Source organism: Pseudomonas sp. BN505 (assembly GCF_029873175.1).
GTDB lineage: Bacteria > Pseudomonadota > Gammaproteobacteria > Pseudomonadales > Pseudomonadaceae > Aquipseudomonas > Aquipseudomonas putida.
On sequence record NZ_SSOI01000060.1, the window covers coordinates 1 to 9,440 of the forward strand.

9 protein-coding genes are annotated in these 9,440 nt (G+C 63.0%); all 9 read right to left on the minus strand.

Annotation, left to right across the window (positions count from 1 at the left end; genetic code table 11):
* Positions 1 to 641, minus strand: a 641-nt coding sequence (locus tag E8E78_RS19435) for a conjugal transfer protein TraG N-terminal domain-containing protein (RefSeq protein ID WP_280313780.1), incomplete at its 3' end; no start/stop codon positions are given.
* A 9-nt stretch (positions 642 to 650) separates the two neighbouring features.
* On the minus strand, positions 651 to 956 hold the full coding sequence (locus E8E78_RS19440) for a hypothetical protein (RefSeq protein WP_280337122.1): 306 nt from the start codon (positions 954 to 956) through the stop codon (positions 651 to 653).
* On the minus strand, positions 953 to 2,308 hold the full coding sequence (locus E8E78_RS19445) for an integrating conjugative element protein (protein ID WP_280337123.1): 1,356 nt from the start codon (positions 2,306 to 2,308) through the stop codon (positions 953 to 955). Before E8E78_RS19445 ends, E8E78_RS19440 begins: the two co-directional genes overlap by 4 nt.
* Entirely contained in the window at positions 2,308 to 3,279 is a 972-nt protein-coding gene (locus E8E78_RS19450) for a TIGR03756 family integrating conjugative element protein (RefSeq protein ID WP_280337124.1), read from the minus strand. Before E8E78_RS19450 ends, E8E78_RS19445 begins: the two co-directional genes overlap by 1 nt.
* Before the next feature lie 221 nt (positions 3,280 to 3,500).
* Complete coding sequence (locus tag E8E78_RS19455) at positions 3,501 to 6,242, minus strand: conjugative transfer ATPase (RefSeq protein WP_280337134.1); 2,742 nt, start codon at positions 6,240 to 6,242, stop codon at positions 3,501 to 3,503.
* The gene (locus E8E78_RS19460; protein ID WP_280312361.1) at positions 6,242 to 6,661 is read right to left on the minus strand and encodes a TIGR03751 family conjugal transfer lipoprotein; all 420 of its coding nucleotides are present in this window, start codon (positions 6,659 to 6,661) and stop codon (positions 6,242 to 6,244) included. The genes E8E78_RS19455 and E8E78_RS19460 overlap by 1 nt, the downstream gene beginning before the upstream one ends.
* Positions 6,624 to 8,132 (minus strand): TIGR03752 family integrating conjugative element protein, encoded by a 1,509-nt coding sequence (locus E8E78_RS19465; protein WP_280337107.1) that lies wholly within the window; start codon positions 8,130 to 8,132, stop codon positions 6,624 to 6,626. Before E8E78_RS19465 ends, E8E78_RS19460 begins: the two co-directional genes overlap by 38 nt.
* Positions 8,122 to 8,928 carry a TIGR03749 family integrating conjugative element protein gene (locus E8E78_RS19470; protein ID WP_280337106.1) on the minus strand — a complete coding sequence of 269 codons (807 nt, stop codon included), beginning with the start codon at positions 8,926 to 8,928 and terminating at the stop codon, positions 8,122 to 8,124. Before E8E78_RS19470 ends, E8E78_RS19465 begins: the two co-directional genes overlap by 11 nt.
* Positions 8,928 to 9,440, minus strand: a 513-nt coding sequence (locus E8E78_RS19475) for a PFL_4703 family integrating conjugative element protein (RefSeq protein WP_280337136.1), incomplete at its 5' end; no start/stop codon positions are given. The genes E8E78_RS19470 and E8E78_RS19475, both read right to left, overlap by 1 nt.

Sequence of the window (9,440 nt, forward strand, 5' to 3'; positions counted from 1 at the left end):
GTCGAGCCAATCCAGGACGCATCGTAGCTCTGCGATTCGTCCAGCTCAGGGCGGTTGGTAAACAGCCTCGAGCGTGAAAAGCCGTAGCAGTCGCGGGTGAAATCGGCGACTTCCTGCAGCAGCACCTGGTCGTTGATCCGGGAACTGTCGATCTCCATCCGCATCGCGCGGATGTCGGGTGCGCAGGGAATCGACGCTGTGGCGGCGGCGGTAATGCCCTTGCTCATGGCATGCACCAGGTACCACCACACCGGCACATTCGCCGATTTCTCGCCGATCGTGTTGAAGGTTGTTCCCCAGGCCGTGTCGGCGGGCTTGGCCATGGAAACACCACAGCGCTGGCTCGCCGCACCGTCGAAGGTTACGGAGGACAGGTTGAGCGGGAAAAACGGCATGCAGCCAAACAGGATGACGACGTAGCTCATCCACAGTCGGTTCTCGACGCGGGGGATCGACAGCAAGCCTTTGTTGCCCTCGTCGGCCCCCTGTTGGCGGGCGGATAACCACTCCTGCAGGATGATCGCCCCAAACGGCGCAGCGAACAGCCCGGTGTCTGCCAGCGTGTTCCAGATGCCGTTGTTGATGATCCACGCCAGCAGCGACAGGTAGTATTCGAGGTAGCTGTTGGTGCTCATGTTCATGGCTGCACCTCACAAGCGCGACAGTTCGACCAGGACGATCGCACCGAAACCGATCAGGCCCAGGCGTAATAACCGTTGCTGGTCTTCCGAGCTTGGCCGCAAGCGGAGTGCTGCGGTCCAGCCGGCGAAAATCAGGGTGTACAGTAGGGCTCGCCAGTAGGCGAGAAACGGCGTACTCCCCCGTGCCTTCTTGATCCATTCCAACTGGGGCCCGCTCAATTGCAGCGCCATCGAGGCAACCAGCAACATGACCATCATGACGGCGAGGATCAGCAAGCCCCGAACGACCGAGCTTTTCACAGAAAACGGCATCATGGCGTGCTCCTTCCCTGATCCGCTCGCTGCAGGCGGTCTGGGCGTGGATCGCGCTGGTCGATATTGCGTGAGGCATCGGCGCCGCCGGCGTGGCGATCGAGGACCAGGCTGGCGGTGTTGGTGGCCAGGGCTTGGCGAACCTGCAATTCCGTTTGCAGCAGGCGGATCTCGCGCTCCAAGGTTTCGACATTGCCGTTGAGGGCAGTGGTGGCGGGCTGCGCCGACGCCACATTGGGCTCTCGGCTACCGGCGAGCAATGTGCGCTGCAGCAGCATCGCTTTGTAGATCGCGCTCGACAACGCGGTCTCGCTGGCCAAACGTTGGGCCAGCAGGTTCTGGTCGGGGTCATCGCGTAGGCCCTCGATGACGCCACGCGAGACCTGCAGCAAGGGGCTGGAGACTTTGGCGAGGTTTTCTGGGGTGGGCTCTTCTGCGCCCGACAACATGCGTTGCAAGCCCTCGAGGTGCTGCGTGTAGGTTTCCTGGATCAATGGTGTGAGCCCTGCACCCGCGCTCACGCGCAGCGCCTCGCAGTCATCGCAGGTCTCCACCTCGGATTCGCCGAGCACACGAGTGGCCCACTCAGCTGCCTCGTCGGGGCTCGACCAAGCCTGGCAAATCGCGCCATTCTGACAACCTGAACCGACCGCCGAGGTGTCCTCGACCGAACGGTTGTGCAGAAGGTTGTAACCCGCCTTAACCACGTCCGCGGTCACCCGGATCGGCGCCTGGCCATGGCCGCCAGCTTTCTGCCCGCCAATCCAGCTGACACCCTTGTTGCCGTTGTTGGATTCGGTGTCTTTCACCGCACTCACGGCATCACCGTCGGACTGCTCCAGGTTGTGCTGCATTTCCTGGTTCTGCGCCAGTGCTCCCCAACCGGCCTGATCCACCTTGTCAGCCATCTTCGCCGCCATCGCCTGGCAGGTGAGTTTGGAGCGGTCGAAGTCGATGCGTCCCTGCAGTACGCCGTTGCTCAGCAGTTCATACAGCCCGGGGTTGGCGCGCTGGATGATCATTGCCGGCAGCGACATCACCGCCTGGGTGGCGTTCTGGATGACGTTGCCCATGATCTGCTGGAAGCCCTGGGTGGCACCGTTGAGCTGGTTCTGCAGGGTGTTGGAGAGGTTCATGTTTCCGCACATCATGTTCGCGCGCCAGGACAGGCCGACGCCGAGTCCGCTGGGGCGGTAGAGCGAGGAGGGCGCGCCCGCCGCCGATCCGCCACCGATGGTGTACATCACCCGGTCGTCCAACACTTGGGCTTGGTCGCCCAGGTGGTAGCCATTCTCGGCGGCGTGGCCGGCGGCGCATACGAAGAGACATACCAACCCGAACGAGAGGGTGTTCATCACTGGCCTCCATCAAAGTCGATGCTGAACAGGAAGGTCTGCCCCATGCGTTGGCAGCAGCGATACGGCCGCCACAACGACCAGGCGTAGGCGCCCTCGGCACTCTGGACGGTGGCGCTCGGGAAGATGGCGCAGGTGCTCTGCATCATCGGTGCGAGCAACTGCCAACGGTGGTTGTTGATGTTGTTCTCCATCACCGGCAGCGGCGGCCAATAGCCGGGCGATGGCATCGGCTGCAGCGGCAGATACACATGCGGCTGACCAACGCGGGTGATGAAGTCGCTGGCGCGCTGCGCCATCACTGCGGCAGCCTTGAAGTCGTCGGGCTGTACCAGGAAACCCTGTCGTGGGTAAATGCTGCCCCACATGTTGCCGAGGGCTTGGCTACCGATCTCACGCATGCCCGGAATAAGCGCTTGCGGATAGACGGACTCGGGGATGGCGTGGCGCCAGGCCAGTGGATCGAGCGTACTGAGGTAGTAGGGCGCAAGTGGCACCGCCCCGCTTGGACATGCATAGCCGAAGCTGTGTGCCACGGTAGTCAGTGCAGCGCCGCCAGGATGTCCGATGCCGTCGACATTCTTGAAGCGCGGCAGGTTGTTGCGCTGCGGCGAGGGCGTGATGAGGTTGCCGCCGCCTTGCGACAGGGTGGTCGGCGCCGACAAAGCAGACATCTCGCCCCACGGGTTACTGCCGGTGTCGGAATAGCTCGACACCACCAGCTCGGGAATGAAGTGACGGACCTTGGGCGAGGTTCGCACCGTGCAGCCGAAGGGCGTACACAGTAGCCAATAGCAGATCCCGACGATGCGGTACTCCAGGCACTGCAGCGACGCGACAGAGGCAATGATGGCGGGGGTGGTCAGCGCCAGGCACTGCTCGGCAGCCATGAGCGACGCGATCGCGAGGAAGGCGCGAGCTCGGCCAGGTTTGCTCGGCTGTGGCGTTCGGCATGGGGCGGTCAAGTTCATCGGCAGCGCTCGGCAGGGGGCAACGGTGTGCATCCATGCGCCGAGTTGCAGCATCGCGGATCAGGCTGAGGAGGGGGACGGACAAACCGAGACTGGTGCCTTCGGTTTCTTCAGCCGGCAGGATCAGGACTGCAATCTGTCCTAAATCACTAATGGAGTACAAATGTGCTCCTGTCGATTTTTATTGATCAGCAGGCTTAGAACATCGTGTGTTCCGAGGTTCAGGACATGCCGCGCAAGCGATCGATGTCCGCCGCAATCTGCAGCGCAGCCTCCAGCTCGGACAGCTGGTGCGCTTCCATCAACCGCCAGCGCTGGGCTTTTTCCTCGGGCTCGGTCATGGCCAGGGCGAGGTAGAGGCTCGGCGGGACTGCGCGAAACAGCGTCTCCAGCTGCTTCGACAAGACCACGCCCTCGGTGTACTTGCCCGAGGCCTTGCTCGCCGACAGCAGCAGGGTCTTTTGTGCTGGCGTCAGCTTCTTGAACCGAGCGATCTCTTCGATTTCCGCCGGTGGCATGTTCAGGCAGATCCACCACTCGATCATGTTGAGCATGGTCTGCGCCGCGTCAGGGAAGTCAGCCAGGTTCTGCGTTGCTAACCAGAACCAGGCGCCGAGCTTGCGCCACATCTTGGTGCCTTTGACCACGAACGGTGCCAACAGCGGGTTCTTGGTGATGATGTGGCCTTCGTCGGTGACCATGATGATCGGACGACCGAGGTACTGGTCGCGTTCGGCGAGGTTATTCACCGTGTTCATCAGGCTGATGTAGCTGATCGACATCTGTGCTTCATAGCCCTCGCGGGCATAGGTGGCGAGGTCGACGATCGTGACATCGCTTTCCGGCCAGGGGGGGCCTGGTCGGTCAAACAGCGCACCCTCGAAGCCCTGGCAGAACAGGTCGATGGACTCGGCCATTTCCTGGGCACGCTCACGACGCTTGTCGGGCAGATGGGCGTCGCTGGCCACCGTGCGAAGCGCATCTCGGACATGACGTGTCATGACCTGCTGGTCGCTGGCCGCACAGTGCCTGGCGGCGTCAAGGATGCACTCGCGAATCAGACTGCGGTCTGCCCGGGTAAGGCGCGCTTCTTCCTTGGCTTCGCCGCCGGTGATCATCAGGCGGGCGGTGATCTCCAGCTCGCCCAGCACATCGCGTTGCTCGTCGCTGTCCGAAGCTTCTTCATCCAGGTCCTCGGTCGACAGGCTGGCGACCTGGTCGGGGCGTTCGATCAGTCGGCGGGCATCGGCGAAAGGGGCCAGGCTCAAGCCGCTGCCCGGTTTGAGTTGGACCTTATTGACGGTCAAGCCGAGTGTGGCGAAGTAGTCGCCCTGCAGGCCAAAGGAGTTGCCGGCCTCGACGATAAATAGCCGCGGCCGATACACCGCCATGACCTGCATCAGGATCGAAACCAGGGTGGCCGACTTGCCGGCGCCAGTCGGGCCGAACAACAGCAAGTGGCCATTCATGGAGCGGTCGAAGCGTGATAGGGGATCGAACGACAGCGGCGCGCCACCTCGGTTGAAAAAGGTAATGCCCGGATTGCCGGTACCGATGCTGCGTCCCCATAGCGGCAGTAGGTTGGCAACATGCTGGGCAAACAGCAACCGGGTGTACCAGTTGCGCGTGTCGCGTGCGGGGTTGTAGACCATCGGCAGCCAGCGCAGGTAGCTGTTACACGCGGCGACTTCATCGCCCTCACGCACCGGCTGCAGGCCGGCACCGAGCAGCACATTGGCCGCCTGGATTGAGCGCTGGCGCAATTGCTGTTCATCGGTGCCGCGCAGGTACAAAGCCAAAGTGCCGCGGTACAGCTTGTGCTGGCGGCCGATCAGTGCGCGCGCTTCTTCCACGTCCTGGCGGGTCTGGGTCGAAGCCAGGTTCTCACCGATCGCCTTGCGCGCCAAGCGGTTGAGCTGCTCCTCGAGCACATCCTGGGGGGTGATGACCAAGGTCAGGCTCAGGATGGCTTGCTCGGGCAACTGGTCAAACAGGGCATTGAGCGCCTCACCTTTGCGGGTCTCGCCGGTTAGCTGGCCGATATGGGGTGGTCTGCGCAGTTTGTCGACCACCATCACCGCGTGCGGCTGTTGGTCGAAATACCACAGCCCCTGCTCGCTGTCTGAGCGCGGTTCCTGGAAGAACAACCGTTCGGCAAAGTCATGGTCGAACGGCAGCGACAGGCCATCGCCGTCATCTGGCTCCGGGTAGGGTACGCGCCGATAGAACGCCGCCGGTGATTCGCCGGTGAGGATCGGGGCCGGGTTGAACCAAGGCAGCAACCAGGCGTAGAAGTCACGCCCGTTTAGCCGACGAGGGTTGACCCCGCAAGCCTGCATCGAGGCCATTAGGCGGTCACAGGTCCTTCCCAGCAACTGAGCGGGGTTTTGCCCTTCGTCATCGGCCTGGTCACCGAGCCAGCGATAGACCACCAGCCGAATCCGTCGATTGCTGCCGCGCCAAGGCAGGTGCGACACGACAGGGTCGTCGAACAAGCCGCCTGGCTTGGCAATGGCATCGAGGTGGCGCTGCATCGACGCGAGGAAGGCGACAGTGAAGGGGGTGCACGTCGCCCGTGGCACCACGTACTGCTCCAGGCGTTCCAGGTACGGGAAAAAATCACTGTCGTCCTGACAGAAAAACTGCACCACCCAGGGTGCTTGGTCGAGCTCGTCGAAGCTGTCCTGCAGCGCATCTTCCAGCGCATCGCGCGCCGCCATCAGCCATTCGGGCTCACGGCCTTCGGTCCCGATCGGCTGCAACTCGAACACGGCGCCCACCGAGCGGTTGTCGTCGAGCAGAAAGCATTGCTCCTCCTCGAGGTATTCGACCCAGGGCAAGTAGTCGGTGAAGCTGGGGTTGTGCGCATACTGCGCAGCTTCGTCCGCACGCGTTGCACGTCGACGCTGCGCCGCGCGCCAGGGCTGCCAGCGTGGCGGGGCTCGATCTGCGTCATCGACCATCACAAATCGTCCAGGCGTTCGCCGGGCAGTGCGTACTGGACCTTCTCGTACAACGGGAACACGGTCGAGTAGCCGGGCACGGGCGTCTGCTGGGTGCCGGCCAGGTGCGGGTAGACGTACATCACCAGATCGGGATTGGGCAGGCGTGGGAACTGGGTGCGAATCTCGTTGGCGGCCGTGCGGGTATAGGCGCTCTGGTCCTTGATCTGGCGCTCGGGATCGAGAACCGGCCGGCGCAGCTCACTGCGGGCCTCCTGCAACTGCTGCTGCGTGCCGATTGCGGCGCCGCTGTTCCAGATATCCAGCATGGTGTGATCGCCGTGGGGCAGCATCTCGTCCTTGCTGGTGGTACAGCCTGCCAGGTGTAGGCAAAGCAGCAGGCTAATCCAGGTCCAGTACCGAAACGGATGGGCGTTCATGATTCACTCTCCGGCCTTTGGGTTCGTAGTCGATGCTGATTTCGTGATCCAGGTGCAACGCCACCTTGGCCCCCGGCGGGACGTAGATGGCGGCAAAGGCTTCGCCGTAGAGCTTGTTGATCCAGTCACGGATATCGCCGATGCCACCGCTGATGACCGAGTTCAGCGCGCTGTTGCCACTGTTCTGTGAAAGCCCCAGGCTGCCGCTGGCCGAGTTGATGAATGACGTATTGGTCTGTTCGCTGCCTAGCGCTGCAGCGAAGCCGGCGCCGGCAGCGGTGATCAGGCTCTGACTGCCCAGGTACTGCTGGGCGTTGGAGCGACGCTCACCGGCGATGCAGGGAATGCCGTAAGGGTCGGAGATGTAGCCCAAGCCGCCGCGGATCTTCTCGGTGTCTGAAGTCTGGGTACTGCTGCGGTTGCGACTGACCACCTTCTGCGGCTGCGGCACCGTGCGCACGGTGCCGTCGCTGAAGACAAAGGTGATCGACTCGACCTGGCCGCGCACGCATGACAAGGTCCAGTCACCGGCCGCAGTCCCGCTCATGACCGCGCCGACCACGTCCGGTAGGTCGATGCCGTTGGCGGTGAGGTTGTCCGGCCCCACCAGTACCTTGAACGGATAGGGATCGTTCACCGTGCCGTCCACCGGCACCCGGCCAATCAGGGCGGTCATGGCGATTGAGCCCATCAGGGTCGAGTTTTCGGGGATGGTGTAGACCGGCTTGGCGCCATCGGTCCGATCCTGAGTGCTGTCCAGGTCGCGCTCGCCCTTGGCCACGCCGCGCAGATGGTCCTGGCCCCGGTCGATCGCGTTGTTGTCTAGGCCATGCAGATCCTTGAACTTCGACGTCAGCGATGACAACGGTCCCTCAGCTTTGCTGGCCCCCTCTTGGCCAGCACGTGCATTGGATGGCTCGATCCATTGCACTGCATCCGCCGGCGGTTGTGCCCCGGAGAATTGTTGCTCGTCACCCGGTTCGAGCCCAAAGCCCACAGGTACGTCGGACTTCGCGGCCGGCTTGCTGGTGAGCTGGTCCTTGAGTCGGGACAGCAAACCCTGGGTTTCGCGGTGCTGTTGCTCGGCCTTCTGCCGGGCATCGTTGGCCTGCTGGCGCTGCTCGGTGACTTGCTGGGTGACACTGCTCAGCGTGTTTTGAATGCGACTGTCGATGTTGCCTTCGCGCGTGCGCAACCGGTTGTTTTCGGTCTGCAGCGTCTCGTTGCCTTTCTTCAGCGACAGCATCTCGCTGCGCATCGCTTTGACCTGGCCAATCAGCGTGGCCACGGTGTCGCGCGGCGTGTCGCCGGCAATGCCGAGGGCCTTGGCCTGTTCCGGACTGAGGGCAGTGTTTTCGGGATCATGGGCAGGTTCAGCGTCTGGCGCCGTCACCCAGGATTTGCCGATGATCAGCACGATCCCCAGCAGGACCGCCGGTACCAGCCATTTCAGTAAACCGTTAGCTTTCATGATCGGCAGCCTCCGGCGCTGGCGGTGGCAGCAGCAGTGCGTGTTTCAGGTCGCCGCCTCGGGTGACGAGATACGCCACGGTGGTGTCTTCAGGTGTGCCGGCGTGCCCCAGATATTCATGCTGGAAGGTGGCGGCATACAGCGTGGCCTGCAAGTGACGCGGGTCCAGCGAGACCTTGGCCGGCCCACGGTTGACGATCTTCACCGCCGTCACCCAATAATCGCCCAGCCGCCAAGCGGCGAGCCCCTTGATGGATACGTGCTCGGTCGGCAGGAGTGTGCTTAATCCTGAGGACTCGCCTAGCGAGACCCGATGGACACCAGGCAAGGGTGCCACGGTGCGCAGAGGCGCATACAGGTTTTGCGCTGCATAGCGAGTCAACACTACCGGTACCGGCGTGGCTGTAGGCGCTGCGTCCGGCGCGGTGTTCACGTCCGGCGTCTGCGCTTGAGCGACGATCTTGACCGGCTCCAGCGCCTCGCTGCCCTCGAACGCTTCGATGTCGACCAGGATGATGTCCCCCGACTTCACCGACTGCAGCTGGAGGCGGGTAGGGGGAATGGCTTCCGACGCATGCAGGTACACCGTGCCACCGACCGACTGCACGCGCAGCTTGCTGCTGATCGCACTGGGGAGCCCGACGCGGACATCCTCATCCAGCATGAGGATTCGTTCCTGGCCCACCGTCAGCGGCACGGCCAGCGGCAGGCGGTCCCAGTACTTGACCTCGACGGCACCCACAGCGGAACACCAGCCGGCGATCGAGACCAGCATCAGGATCAAGATACGCATCATCATGCACCTCCAGGCAGTGTCAGCTTCTGCGGTGTGCCTTCGTAGCAGTCCAGGGCCAGGCCCCACTTGTTGTGCTCGGGATCGACGTCAAAGCGCACGACACGCAGGGGGTAGCGCACGACGACGCGCTTCACCGGCTCGGCGGCGTAATATTCGTCGGCATTGAGGTCGAGCTTGACCAGCCAGCTGTGCTTATCCAACTGCTTTACCCGCAGGTCGGGGTCGTCGCTGTAGCCCCGCCCCAGCACCTCGTATACGCCGCGTACGCGGCCGCGCAGTTCGCCGGCTGCCTTGCGGTACTCAAAATCGCCATCGAAGAAGGTCTTGCACGCCGGTGTCAGATAAGGCTGCAGGGCGAAGATCGCGCGGTGGTAGTCGACCTCGCCGTCGGTGGGCCAGCGGTTGAGTTGGCCGAATATGTACAGGGCAAAGGCATAGATGTTTTCGGGCGGCACGTCCCACCATTTGCGCGTGCTACCTGAGCGCAGATCCGGTGGTACGTGAATGGTCAG

Coding starts and splice junctions, on each gene's coding strand:
- E8E78_RS19470 (WP_280337106.1), bottom strand. CDS start 8,928: ATGATGCGTATCTTGATCCTGATGCTGGTCTCGATCGCCGGCTGGTGT.
- E8E78_RS19455 (WP_280337134.1), bottom strand. CDS start 6,242: ATGGTCGATGACGCAGATCGAGCCCCGCCACGCTGGCAGCCCTGGCGC.
- E8E78_RS19440 (WP_280337122.1), bottom strand. CDS start 956: ATGATGCCGTTTTCTGTGAAAAGCTCGGTCGTTCGGGGCTTGCTGATC.
- E8E78_RS19465 (WP_280337107.1), bottom strand. CDS start 8,132: ATGAAAGCTAACGGTTTACTGAAATGGCTGGTACCGGCGGTCCTGCTG.
- E8E78_RS19450 (WP_280337124.1), bottom strand. CDS start 3,279: ATGAACTTGACCGCCCCATGCCGAACGCCACAGCCGAGCAAACCTGGC.
- E8E78_RS19460 (WP_280312361.1), bottom strand. CDS start 6,661: ATGAACGCCCATCCGTTTCGGTACTGGACCTGGATTAGCCTGCTGCTT.
- E8E78_RS19445 (WP_280337123.1), bottom strand. CDS start 2,308: ATGAACACCCTCTCGTTCGGGTTGGTATGTCTCTTCGTATGCGCCGCC.